Raw genomic sequence first — 11,521 nt, 5'->3', positions numbered from 1 at the left:
ACCATGGCCTGTCAGGTTCGGCACGTTGCAACAAATGTAGGAGCGAGCTTGCTCGCGATGCGCCGCGCGGGCGGCGCTCGATCTCACCGACACCGCAACAACGTCGGCGAACCCCTCTAACCCAACGCAGTATCGAGAAACATCATCACCGCAAACCCACCCATCAACCCCACGGTCGCCGACGTCTGGTGCCCGTTACGGTGGGTCTCGGGAATCACCTCGTGGGACACCACGAAGATCATCGCCCCCGCCGCCAGCCCCATGCTGACCGGGTAGGCCAGGGCAAAGCCGGTGGAAATGCCCAAACCGATCACTGCCCCCAAGGGTTCCATCAGCCCCGACCCCATCGCTACCAGTGCAGCTTTAAGGTTCGACAGCCCGGTCGCCCGCAAGGCCAGGGCCACGGCCAGGCCTTCGGGGATGTCCTGGATGGCGATGGCGCTGGTCAGCGGCAGGCCGATGTTCATGTCGCCATTGGCGAAGCTCACCCCGATCGCCATGCCTTCGGGCAAGTTGTGCAGGGTGATCGCCAGCACGAACAGCCACACCCGGCTCAGCCGTTCTGACTGCGGGCCACAGGGGCCGGTGCTTTCATGCTCGTGCGGGGTGAAACGATCGAGGCCGAGCATCAGCAGCACGCCCAGGCCCATGCCCAGCACCACGGTGAACGCCGCCGCCGGGCCATTGCCGGTAATGGCGCGTGCGGCATCCAGGCCCGGCAGGATCAGCGAGAACGAACTGGCGGCGAGCATCATGCCGGCGGCAAAGCCGAGCATCACATCCTGGCTGCGCGCGCTGACATCGCGCAGCACCACGGCCAGCACCGCACCCAGGGCGGTGGCGGCAAAACCGGAAAGCCCGCCGAGCGCGGCCAGGTGCAGGTTGTCGGCGTGGTCGCCATTGATGGCATTCCAGAAGCTGGCCGCCAGCAGCACGATAACCGCCAGCAGGCTCACGCCCAGGCCCGCGCTGAGCCACGGGGTGCTGAGCACCTGCTGGCGCCAGGCGCTGAGCAGGGAAGGTGGAGTGGCGCTTTGGCTGTGAGCGGGGGGCATAGGAACCTCGAATCCATTAATGCTTGCAGTCTAGGCAGTGACCTGTGCGGCTGGCCAAGGATTCCCTTCTATAGCCTTGATAGAGGACTATGCTCAGCAACAGCCTTTCAAGGAGAACGTGGCAATGGGCTCTACCTTCAATGGCCTGGTCGGCCTGATCATCCTCGCCCTGGACATCTGGGCGATCCTCAATGTGATCAAAAGCAGCAGCGAAGTGGGGATCAAGGTGCTGTGGATTCTGCTGATTGCCCTGCTGCCGGTGCTGGGCCTGGTGATCTGGGCGATTGCCGGGCCGCGGGGTAATGTCCGGATTTGAAAGCCGCGTCCCAGACAAAATCAGCAATAGTAACGTGACAAAATTTTCACATTGGATTAAACAGAATCCGCTCCCGCATAATGCTTGCGTTGGGCCAGCCCCAACGCCACCTCCGCAAACCGCAATCCTAGGACCTTCCCATTCATGGCTAACACGGATGCCTTGAGGCAACAGGGCGCGCGAGCGTTCACGCCGACCTTGAAATCGCACCTGGCCTATACGCTGCTCAGCGGCCTGGTGATCATGTTGATGCTCAGCCTGGTGCGCCTGGCGCTGCTGGTCTACAACAACGACATGATCGGCGACACCCCTTACTCGACCGTCGCCGAAGGCTTCTTCAACGGATTGCGCTTCGACCTGCGGGTGGTGGTGTACCTGAGCATTCCCCTGCTGCTGGCGATGCTGAGCCCCTGGCTCATGGCCCGGCGCGGGCTGTTCCGCTTCTGGCTGACCCTCGCTTCGAGCGTGGTGATGTTCCTCGGCCTGATGGAGATGGACTTCTACCGTGAGTTCCACCAGCGCCTCAACGGCCTGGTCTTCCAGTACATCAAGGAAGACCCGAAGACCGTGCTGAGCATGCTCTGGTACGGCTTCCCGGTGGTTCGCTACCTGCTGGCCTGGGCCTTTGGCACCTGGTTGCTGAGCCTGCTGTTCAAGGGCATCGACCGCCTGACCCGGGGTGCCGGCGAACAGCGTGTGGCGCCATGGTACGCCCGCGTGGCAGTGTTCATGGTGATCCTGCTGGTGGCGGTGGTCGCTGCCCGTGGCACCCTGCGCCAGGGCCCGCCGATGCGTTGGGGTGATGCCTTTACCACCGACTCCAACTTCGTCAACCAGCTGGGCCTGAACGGCACGCTGACCCTGATCGACGCAGCCAAGAGCCGCTTCGGCGAAGACCGCGCCAATATCTGGAAGCCGGTGCTGAAACAGGAACTGGCCACCGAGACCGTGCGCAAGCAACTGCTGACTGCCAACGATACCCTGGTCGACGCCGACGAGGCCGCCGTGCGCCGCGACTTCGTGCCGCCGGCCGATCGCACCCTGCCGATCAAGAACGTCGTGGTGATCCTCATGGAAAGCTTCGCCGGCCACTCGGTCGGTGCGCTGGGCAGCCCGAACAACATCACCCCGTACTTCGACAAGCTGGCCAAAGAAGGCCTGCTGTTCGACCGCTTCTTCTCCAACGGCACCCATACCCACCAGGGCATGTTCGCCACCATGGCTTGCTTCCCCAACCTGCCAGGCTTCGAATACCTGATGCAGACCCCTGAGGGTGGCCACAAGCTTTCCGGCCTGCCGGCGCTGCTCGGTGCCCGCGACTACGACGACGTCTACGTCTACAACGGCGACTTCGCCTGGGACAACCAGTCCGGGTTCTTCGGCAACCAGGGCATGACCACCTTCATTGGCCGTAACGACTTCGTCAATCCGGTGTTCTCCGACCCGACCTGGGGCGTGTCCGACCAGGACATGTTCGACCGCGGCAACGAGGAACTGGCCAAGCACGACCAGAAGAAGCCGATCTACGCGCTGCTGCAGACGCTGTCCAACCACACCCCGTATGCGCTGCCGGCAAACCTGCCGGTCGAGAAGGTTACAGGGCAAGGCCGCCTGGACGAGCACCTGACCGCCATGCGCTACTCCGACTGGGCGCTGGGCCAGTTCTTCGAGAAGGCACGTAAAGAGCCTTACTTCAAGGACACCCTGTTCGTGATTGTCGGCGACCACGGCTTCGGCAACCAGCAGCAGGTCACCGAGCTGGACCTGGGCCGCTTCAACGTGCCACTGCTGCTGATCGCGCCGGGCATTCAGGAGAAGTTCGGCGCGGTCAACCACACCGTCGGTACCCAGGTCGACATCGTGCCGACCATCATGGGCCGCCTGGGCGGTGAAACCCGCCACCAGTGCTGGGGTCGCGACCTGCTCAACCTGCCTGAGGGTGACCCGGGTATCGGCATGATCAAGCCGTCGGGCAGCGAGCAGATCGTCGGCCTGGTCAAGGGCGATCAGCTGCTGATCGAGTCCAAGGACATGAGCCCGCGGATGTACCGCTACCAGCTGGGCAGCGAGTTCAAGGCCGAACTGATCGAAAGCCCGGAGCAGCCGCAGATGCTGCAGCAGCTTGAGGCCTTCATCCAGACGGCGACCAAGAGCCTGCTGGAAAACACTGCCGGTGTTGTCCACGGTACGCCCAAGAAATAAACATCCGTAAGCCAACAGAAAGGGCCGCAATGCGGCCCTTTCTGTTGCTGGAACGATTTGTCAGGCCCAAGGTCTGCATCTACAGGCGTCACACACCGGGTGTTCTTTGATTGAGAGGGCAATTCAATGAAAGAGTGGGAAGTCATCTTTGCCGACCAGAAAGGCGAACCAACCCGCTTGCTGCTGCACGGTGAACAGTGCCCCAGCGAGGAGGAGGCGGCCCGTGCCATCCGTTCGCATCTGTTTCCGGTCATGGATGAGCTGGACCTCAATGACTTCCAGGACCGCGCCCCATCCCCCACTGCACGCTGGCTCAAGGAGCAGAACGGCGTGATCATCACCAGCATCCACGAAGCGCCCTGAATCACCGGTTGGCGTGGTGCCTGCGCAGGCACTACGCTGGTGGGAGGTGCTGGCCTTTTCTGCGGGCCTGTACCTATTCAATTCGCGTCTTGCATCAGCTCGATCTGTCGGCATTGCCGGCAGGTGCGTAGTGCACGGAAAGTCTATCCATCGCATTATTCGGGAGGACGATTCATGAGCAGCCTGAACGACGATATCAGCAGCAATGTCTTGCGCCAGATGAAAGCTGGCGGTTTCGACTTCACCCGCATCCACCCCATCGAGTTCTACGCGGTCTTTCCAGATGAAGCCGGCGCGCGACGGGCAGCCGGGCAGTTTCGTGGTGAATCGTTGAATGCTCAGGTGCGTGAACTGGACGATGGCGCGTGGCACCTGGAACTGAGCAAGGTCATGTACGCCACCTATTGCGGGATTGGTGATTTTGAGGAGGCCTTCGAGCAGGTCGTTTCACCCTGTGGCGGCGAAGTCGAAGGGTGGGGCGTCAAGCAGGAAAGGCTGATTGCCTGAGAGGGTTGTGTTGCCTTCTTCGCGGGCCGCCGCGAAGAGGGTCCCCCGATTTCAAGGCCTGCGCCCGGCCATATGCTGCAGATAAGCCAGCAACGCATCCAGCTCCTGTTCACTCAGCACACCCTCGGCAAACCCCGGCATCCGCGCCTGCGGCCATTGCCGCAAGCTCTGCGGGTCGCGAATGTACATGCGCAGGTACTCAGGCCGGAAATACTCGGTCGGGTTGTGCGGCACATTCAGGTCCGGCCCGAACTGCGCATCCCCCGCACCATTGAGCCGATGGCAGGCCAGGCAGTTCTGCTGGAACAACGCAAAGCCCTGGCGTACCGGGTCATTGGCCGCCAGCTTGGGGTCGGGCAGCAACGCCGGAAAACGCTGTTCGACCGGCGCCAGGCGGCGGATCGTGGTGACCTGGAAGGGCCATTGCTCGGGGCGAATGCCACTGGCCTGCGGGTGGGTCCACACCAGGTAGAACGGCCCGGCACTCGGCTTGCCATCGCCCAGCGCTGGCCACGGCCTGGCCGGGTCCTCGACCGCCAGCCAGGCGCGTGCCGGGCCCTCCTGCAGTAACGGCGCGGCCGGCATTTCTGCGGCAAAACCGTCCAGCGCCACTGCCTGCAGATGGTCATCGCCCTTCACCCCTTGCAGCAGCGTTGCCAAGGGCACGGCGCGATAATGCATGGGCCGCTTGTAGGAAACGTCCTGATCGATGTCGATGTCGCGGGCCTGAGGGTGTTTCAACAGTTCCTCGCTGGACCACTGCCGGGTACTGTCACCCAGCTCCAGGTGCAACTGCGCCGCCGACAGCGGCAGGCACAACAACAGGGCCAGCAGGGCAAGGCAATGGCGCATGGGTAAACTCCGACCATAAAGCCGCAAGATTAACCCAAGCGAAGCATTGGCGCTGTCAGCCGAACAACCGCGTAAGGTTGGGAAGAATCAGCAGCAAAGTCGTGGCGAAGAGAATAAGCCCGGCTTGGCGAAGTTTCGATTGTCTGAACATGGCGGACCGCCTTCTTGTTGTTATTCCTGAATACCCGGTGGCTTCCTTGTCGGGTCTGCTTGCCTCATGTATGTGGATATAAACCACCCGCAGGGCGAGCGTTATCCATTGTCGAGAACCCTTTGTTCTAAGTGGGCGTATTGAGATATCGATTGGCTATGAGGCCATTAGCCATCCCGCTGGCAAGCTCTGCCTAGACAGCCGCGTACCCCCCCGTGATTCTCAGACCAAATGTGACCGTTCGTCAGTGCAGCCTACTTGCTTGTACGTGGCTTTCGCGTCAGTCTCTACAACAGATTCCCACCCATGTCGTTCAGGACTATCCCTATGTCGTTACGCATCTGCATCCTTGAAACCGATGTCCTGCGACCGGAGTTGACCGCGCAGTACCAGGGCTACGGAAGGATGTTCGAGCAGCTCTTCTCGCGTCAGCCGATCGCAGCCGAGTTTCGTGTGTACAACGTGATGAACGGCGTCTACCCGCCCGACGGCGAACGCTTCGACGCCTATCTGGTGACGGGCAGCAAGGCCGATTCATTCGGTAGCGATCCCTGGATCCAGACGCTCAAGGCCTACCTGCTCAAGCTTTACGAGCGTGGCGAGAAGCTGCTGGGTGTGTGCTTCGGTCATCAGTTGCTGGCGCTGACCCTGGGTGGCAAGGCCGAGCGCGCCGACCAGGGCTGGGGCGTGGGCGTTCACCGCTACTCGCTGGCAGCGCATGCGCCGTGGATGGACCCGGAGGTTTCCGAGCTGACCTTGCTGATCAGCCACCAGGACCAGGTCACCGAGCTGCCGGAGGGCGCCACGGTGATCGCCTCCAGCGATTTCTGCCCGAATGCGGCGTACCACATCCGTGACCAGGTGCTGTGCTTCCAGGGCCACCCGGAGTTCGTCCACGACTACTCGCGGGCGCTGCTCGATGCGCGTCAGGAGTACCTGGGGGACGATGTGTACCACAAGGCCATTGCCAGCCTGGCCACCGAGCACCAGGGCGACCTGGTGGGGGAATGGATGATGCGCTTCATCCAGCAGCCGGCCAAAGCCAGCGACAGCGCTGCCTGATCAACCCTGGGGCGCAAGGCGCCCCAACCCGCTAGAGCCAGCCAGATTTCTTGAAGCTGGCAAACAACCCCGAACACCCCAGCGCGATCACGCCCAGCACCCCAAAATAGCCATAGTGCCAGTTCAGCTCAGGCATGTTCTGGAAGTTCATCCCGTAGATCCCGGCAATCGCCGTGGGGAAGGCCAGGATCGCCGCCCAGGCGGCAAACTTGCGCTGCACGATGCTCTGCCGTGACGATTCCAGCAGCATGCCGATTTCGATGGTCTGGCTGGCGATGTCGCGAATCCCGGCCAGGTCCTCCATCTGCCGCGTCACGTGAATCTGCACATCACGGAAGTACGGGCGCATGTTCTTGTCGATGAACGGGAAGCTCAGGCGCTGCAGTTCCTCGCTGATTTCCACCATCGGCGCCACGTAGCGGCGCAGGCGCAGGATGTCGCGGCGCAGGCTGTGCAGGCGCTGGATATCCTCCTCCTGCAGCGTGGTGCTCAGCACGCGCTGTTCCAGCGCCTCGATCTCGCCATGAATGGCCTCGCTGACCGGCTGGTAGTTCTCGGTGACGAAGTCGAGCAGGGCATACAGCACGAAGTCTTCGCCATGTTCGAGCAGCAGCGGGCGCGCCTCGCAGCGCTGGCGCACCAGGGCGTAGGATTTCGAGTGGCCGTTGCGGCAGGTGATGATGTAGCCGTTGCCGGCGAAGATGTGGGTTTCGATGAACTCCAGCTTGCCTTCGTGGCGCACCGGCGAATAAGTGACGATGAACAGCGCGTCACCGAAGGTTTCCAGCTTGGGCCGGCTGTGCTTTTCCAGCGCATCCTCGATGGCCAGTTCGTGCAGGTTGAACTGGCACTGCAGGTTGGCCAGCTCCTCGGCGTTGGGTTCTTCCAGGCCGATCCACACGAAATGCCCCGGCTTGCGTGCCCACTCGCTGCCTTCGTCGATATTGATGTTGGTGACCTTTCTGCCGGCGGCATACACCGCCGATGCCACGACTCGACCCATGGTTATCCACTTGTTCGGTTGCACACGGGTTACAGCTTGGGCTGTAGTTGGCCGTAGAGCAACTGTAGGCGCGAGCTTGCCCGCGATGAAAACGACCTAGGTCTTTGCCAGTTCATTTTCCATATTATTGATGCAGTGCTGCATCTGGGTGCGGCACTGTTCGATCAGCGCTGGCAGGTCCTGCTGGCTAAGGCCGCTGGTGGCGATCGGTGGCAGCGAGCGAATGATCACGGTGCGCTGCCGCCAGCTGTTCAGGTTCAGGCGCCGGGCATAACGGCTGACGCACACCGGCACGATCGGCACGCCGGCCTCCACGGCCATGTGAAATGCGCCTTTCTTGAACGCCAGCAACTGCTCTTCGGGGTTGCGCGTGCCTTCCGGGAAGATCCAGATCGAGGTGTCGTCTTGCAGGATGCGCGTGGTGGTCTGCATGGCCTTGCGCGCCTGGTAGCTGTTCTTGCGGTCGATCAGCACATTGCCACCGAGCCAGAACAGCTGGCCGAACAGCGGGATCCAGCCGAGGCTCTTCTTGCCGATGGCGACGGTGCGTTGCGGCACCACATGGCCGAGGATGAACAGGTCGAAGTTGGACTGGTGATTGGCGATGATCACGCAGCCGGGCGGCTGGTCCCATAGCGGGCCGACTTCGGCCTTGACCTTGATGCGCATCAGCCAAGTGGCCGGCAGGCTGTAGAGGCGGGCGAAGACGCGGCTGTTGTCGCGGTTGAAGGGGCGCAGCAGGCCGATCAAAAGGCCGATGGCGCCCACCAGCAGGAAGTGCAGCGCCAGCAGGAACATGCGAAGCGAGTAAAGCATGGTATGGCTCACACCAGACAGTCGCGGCGCAGTGTACGGCTGTGCACTGGCCGGGGCAAACCCTGGTGTGAGCCGGTGCACTCAGCCCATGTGGCCCTGATCGAGCAGAATGGCCTCGTCCAGGGCATCCAGCAGCCCTTTGCGCACTTTCAGCTTGGTGTTCTTGTGCGCCAGCATGTTCAGCTTCTTCAGCTCGCGGGCAACGCCCTGGGCGACCTCAAGCAGTTGCTCGGCCGGCACCACCTTGTCGAGGAAGCCGGCATCCAGTGCGTCCTTGGGCTCGAACATCTCGGCATTGATCACCGAGCGGTGGAAGGCCGAGCGACGCAGGCGGTCGCGGGCCAGCTCGATGCCGGCGTGGTGCATGGTCATGCCGATCTGCACTTCGTTCAGGCCGACTTTGTACGGGCCTTCGACGCCGATGCGGTAGTCGGCCGACAGCAGCAGGAAGGCGCCCTTGGCCACGGCATGGCCGGGGCAGGCGACGATCACCGGGAACGGGTGCGACAGCAGGCGCCGGGCCAGGGTGGAGCCGGCGGTGACCAGGGCCACGGCTTCTTTAGGGCCGGAGGTCATCACCTTGAGGTCGTATCCACCGGAGAGGATGCCTGGCTGGCCGGTGATGATTACCACGGCACGCTCCTGCGTGGCGCGGTCGAGGGCGGCATTGAAGGCCGCGATGACGTCCGGCGAGATGGCGTTGACCTTGCCGTTGTTCAGGGTCAGGGTGGCGATGCCGTCTTCGGCGTGGTAGGTAATCAGCTCGCTCATGGCGCAATCCTTAGGGTGACGTGGCGACGACGTTACCCAGCACGGCGGGCCAGGTAAAGCAGCAAGGCTGACCGGCCAGTCAGCGTCAGGGCGCGATGCCTTGCGCGGCGAGGGTGGGGCGTTTGCAGGGGGTAAAAGCGCAGGCGAGATTGGCAGCAATGCCCTGGCAACCTCGGGTTTTCAGTGGGTTGGCTTAAATGCATGAAAAATTTGAAAAAAATGCTTGCCAAAGAAAAGCTCTTCTACTAAATTAGCGCGCCTCGACGGGGTGAAAGCCTTGGAGAGAAAACGGTGAAGTGTCCGAGTGGTCGAAGGAGCACGCCTGGAAAGTGTGTATACGAGAAATCGTATCAAGGGTTCAAATCCCTTCTTCACCGCCACATTCTGCGAAAGCCCCCGAGCTGAAAAGTTCGGGGGCTTTTTGCATTCCGGGGCTGCTGTGCTGCGGCTCAATCGGCAGTTGTCGGGCGGCGATGCTGGCGCCAGGTGTCGTCGATCTTCGACCAGGTCTTGCCATCGGTGATGGCCATCAGTTTGCGGCCATCCTTGAAGGTGGCCAGGAAGGTGGCTTCTTCCTCTTTGCCGCCCAGCCAGAGCCCGGCCAGCAGGCCCACCGGGCCGGCCACCAGCGCCCCGGCCACGCCCCAGCCAAGGGCGGTACCCAGGTTACGGCTGGACTCCAGGCTGGCCAGGCGCAGGTCAGCGATGCGGGCCAGTGAAATTCGCTCGCCGGGTGAAGGGCTGCGCGGGGTCTTGAGAGTGAGCGATCCATTGCGAAACTCGCCTTCACCTTGCAAGAAATCGCCGGATTGCACCGTGAGTCTTGTCATTGAGTCGTCCTGTCAGTGAAAGGTCTTGACCAGCGCCTACTGAGCGCCGCCGGGGCAGGCAAGTCAACGGCCAGGCGACGGAGGGTAATGTGGCGGGTTGTCACGCCCAATGATGGCTTCAGGCTAGCTGCGCTGCGGCCTTGCGCTGCGACAGGGCCCATACCACCAAGGCCAGCGTGCCGATCACAAAGCCTGCGAGCACGATGCCCATCCACCCTTGCCGCTGGAACAGTTGGGTGCCCAGCAACGAGCCTAGCGCACCGCCGATGAAGTAACAGGTGATGTAGCCGGCATTCAGCCGGGTACGTGCTTCAGGCCGCAAGGCGATCACCGCATTCTGGTTGCTCACGTGCACCAGCTGCACGGCCAGGTCCAGGGCCAGCACGCCGACCAGCAAGGCCAGCAGCGAGCTTTCGGCAAAGCCCAGCGGCACCCATGACAACAACAGCGCCACCAGGCCAACAGTGGTGCCCAATGAGCCTTTGCCACGGTCGGCGAGGCGCCCGGCCCAGTTGGCCGCCAGTGCACCGGCGGCGCCGGCCAGGCCGAACAGGCCGATGGCCGCGTCGGAGTAGTGGTAGGGCTCGCGTGCCAGCAGGAACGCCAGCGGTGTCCAGAACAGCGCGAACAGGCTGAACGCCAGCAGGCCGAGCAGCGAGCGCAGGCGCAGCACCGGCTCTTCGATGAACAGGCGGAACACCGAGCCGATCAGCGCCGGGTACTTCAAGCCGGCATGGCTGTTGTGTTCAGGCAGGTTGCGGTACAGCGCCAGCGCCGCGAGCGCCATCAGCACGGCGGCCAGCACGTAGATGCTGCGCCAGCCGCCCAGCTCGGCCATGAAACCGGCCGCAGTGCGCGCCAGCAGGATGCCCAGCAGCAGCCCGCTCATTAATGTGCCCACTGCGCGGCCGCGTTGATGCGGCTCGCTGAGGGTGGCCGCCATGGGTACGAGGATCTGCGCCACCACCGAGAACAGGCCGGTGAGCGCGGTGCCCAGCAGCAACCAGGGCAGGCTTGGGGCACAGGCGCTGATCACCAGGCCGAGGGTGGAGATGGCGGTCATCACCACAATCAGCCGGCGCTGCTCGAACAGGTCGCCCAGTGGCGCCAGCAACAGCAGGCCGGCGCCATAGCTCAGTTGCGCAGCGATGACGATGCTGCCGGCGCTGGCGGTACTCAGGCCGAATTGTTGGGCGATGCTGTGCAGCAGTGGTTGGGCGTAATAATTGCTGGCCACGGCCAGGCCGGTGGCGGTGGCCATCAGCAGGATCAGCGCGCGGCTGAGGGAGGGGGATTTCATGGGGTTCTCTTTTGGTGCTGGGGGTGTTCGTCGATGGTTTTATTGCGCCTGTGAGATCGAGCGCCGCCCGCGCGGCGCATCGCGAGCAAGCTCGCTCCTACATTTGTTGCAACGTGCCGAACCTGTGAAGCCATGGTTGCCTGCCTTGGCGCATGTCTCAAGTCATGTGAAGCGGCATCAATGCCCACCTCAAAATCCCGTCATGCCAACCAGGCTGACAACCATGGCCTAACAGGCATGGCCACGTTGCAACAAATGTAGGAGCGAGCTTGCTCGCGATGCGCCGCGCGGGC

General features: G+C 62.7%; 12 protein-coding genes and 1 tRNA gene. 6 read left to right on the top strand and 7 right to left on the bottom strand.

The features are described from left to right. Positions 1-116: 116 nt before the first annotated feature. Positions 117-1,055 (bottom strand): ZIP family metal transporter, encoded by a 939-nt coding sequence (locus tag F6X59_RS28150; RefSeq protein WP_152959323.1) that lies wholly within the window; start codon positions 1,053-1,055, stop codon positions 117-119. A gap of 124 nt (positions 1,056-1,179) precedes the next feature. Here F6X59_RS28150 and F6X59_RS28145 point away from each other — a divergent pair, with 124 nt between their 5' ends. The 4 genes from F6X59_RS28145 to F6X59_RS28130 all read left to right on the top strand — a co-directional run bounded on the left by F6X59_RS28145 (position 1,180) and on the right by F6X59_RS28130 (position 4,443). Beyond that, positions 1,180-1,371, top strand: coding sequence for a PLDc N-terminal domain-containing protein (locus F6X59_RS28145; RefSeq protein ID WP_085675605.1), 192 nt, complete (start codon positions 1,180-1,182; stop codon positions 1,369-1,371). Between the two features lie 144 nt (positions 1,372-1,515). Next, the gene (locus F6X59_RS28140; RefSeq protein WP_152959322.1) at positions 1,516-3,573 is read left to right on the top strand and encodes an LTA synthase family protein; all 2,058 of its coding nucleotides are present in this window, start codon (positions 1,516-1,518) and stop codon (positions 3,571-3,573) included. 126 nt (positions 3,574-3,699) lie between these two features. Then, on the top strand, positions 3,700-3,936 hold the full coding sequence (locus tag F6X59_RS28135; RefSeq protein WP_152959321.1) for a hypothetical protein: 237 nt from the start codon (positions 3,700-3,702) through the stop codon (positions 3,934-3,936). A 174-nt stretch (positions 3,937-4,110) separates the two neighbouring features. Next, positions 4,111-4,443: a ribonuclease E inhibitor RraB gene (locus F6X59_RS28130; RefSeq protein WP_152959320.1), complete on the top strand. Its 333-nt coding sequence runs from the start codon at positions 4,111-4,113 to the stop codon at positions 4,441-4,443. Positions 4,444-4,494: 51 nt separating this feature from the next. Here the strand turns inward: F6X59_RS28130 and F6X59_RS28125 are convergent, their stop codons facing one another. Then, entirely contained in the window at positions 4,495-5,295 is an 801-nt protein-coding gene (locus tag F6X59_RS28125) for a cytochrome c (RefSeq protein WP_152959319.1), read from the bottom strand. Positions 5,296-5,773: 478 nt separating this feature from the next. Between F6X59_RS28125 and F6X59_RS28120 the strand changes: the two genes are divergently transcribed. Continuing rightward, entirely contained in the window at positions 5,774-6,508 is a 735-nt protein-coding gene (locus tag F6X59_RS28120; protein ID WP_152959318.1) for an amidotransferase, read from the top strand. A gap of 31 nt (positions 6,509-6,539) precedes the next feature. On the opposite strand, the gene F6X59_RS28115 is transcribed toward F6X59_RS28120, so the two are convergent. The 3 genes from F6X59_RS28115 to F6X59_RS28105 form a co-directional block, all read right to left on the bottom strand. Continuing rightward, a complete protein-coding gene (locus tag F6X59_RS28115; RefSeq protein WP_152959317.1) occupies positions 6,540-7,511 on the bottom strand; it encodes a magnesium and cobalt transport protein CorA in 972 nt (323 codons plus the stop codon). A gap of 96 nt (positions 7,512-7,607) precedes the next feature. Further along, positions 7,608-8,327 (bottom strand): 1-acyl-sn-glycerol-3-phosphate acyltransferase, encoded by a 720-nt coding sequence (locus F6X59_RS28110; RefSeq protein ID WP_152959316.1) that lies wholly within the window; start codon positions 8,325-8,327, stop codon positions 7,608-7,610. 81 nt (positions 8,328-8,408) lie between these two features. Then, entirely contained in the window at positions 8,409-9,098 is a 690-nt protein-coding gene (locus tag F6X59_RS28105; protein ID WP_152959315.1) for a crotonase/enoyl-CoA hydratase family protein, read from the bottom strand. A gap of 290 nt (positions 9,099-9,388) precedes the next feature. On the opposite strand from F6X59_RS28105, the gene F6X59_RS28100 reads away from it, so the two are divergent. Continuing rightward, positions 9,389-9,478 (top strand) — tRNA-Ser (locus F6X59_RS28100). Between the two features lie 69 nt (positions 9,479-9,547). Here the strand turns inward: F6X59_RS28100 and F6X59_RS28095 are convergent. Both F6X59_RS28095 and F6X59_RS28090 read right to left on the bottom strand, forming a co-directional pair. Next, a complete protein-coding gene (locus F6X59_RS28095) occupies positions 9,548-9,928 on the bottom strand; it encodes a hypothetical protein (RefSeq protein ID WP_152959314.1) in 381 nt (126 codons plus the stop codon). 118 nt (positions 9,929-10,046) lie between these two features. Next, a complete protein-coding gene (locus tag F6X59_RS28090) occupies positions 10,047-11,228 on the bottom strand; it encodes an MFS transporter (RefSeq protein ID WP_152959313.1) in 1,182 nt (393 codons plus the stop codon). Positions 11,229-11,521: the final 293 nt, after the last annotated feature.

The sequence above is a fragment of the Pseudomonas sp. MN1F genome (genome assembly GCF_009391885.1).
GTDB lineage: Bacteria > Pseudomonadota > Gammaproteobacteria > Pseudomonadales > Pseudomonadaceae > Aquipseudomonas.
Note: the sequence above shows the minus strand (reverse complement) of the source record. Positions and strands in the feature narration are given on the sequence as shown.